Source organism: Pseudomonas hunanensis, from assembly GCF_013393325.1.
Lineage (GTDB): Bacteria > Pseudomonadota > Gammaproteobacteria > Pseudomonadales > Pseudomonadaceae > Aquipseudomonas > Aquipseudomonas putida_P.
The window spans coordinates 1-320 of record NZ_QJRC01000024.1; the positions used below are offsets into that span (position 1 = coordinate 1).

General features: G+C 59.4%; 1 protein-coding gene. It reads right to left on the minus strand.

Features of this window, described 5'->3' with window-relative positions:
• Positions 1–320: immunoglobulin-like domain-containing protein (locus tag DM807_RS00230; protein WP_179026929.1), on the minus strand; the 320-nt coding region annotated here is incomplete at both ends.

Sequence of the window (320 nt, forward strand, 5' to 3'; positions counted from 1 at the left end):
AAGGTCGGTTTGACGTTCTCGGCCACCGAGGTTTGGTCGGCGGTGATAGTGACTTTGACCAAGTCGCCTTCGTTGCCCGGAGTGCCTGGCTCGTCGGTTACCTGGGTGCTGACCTCGGTCTTGTCCAGGTTCAGGTTTTCGAACTTCCACGCATCTGCACCGCTGACCGCATCGATGGCGTTGACCACTGGCGGGTTAGCGCCGACATAGACGTTATCCGGCGCGATTGCAGTGGCGGAACCGGTGGTGCTGTTGGCTGCGACGACGACAGTCGTACCATCGGTCAGCTTGAAGTACAGCTCCGAGTGGTTGTTGATCGG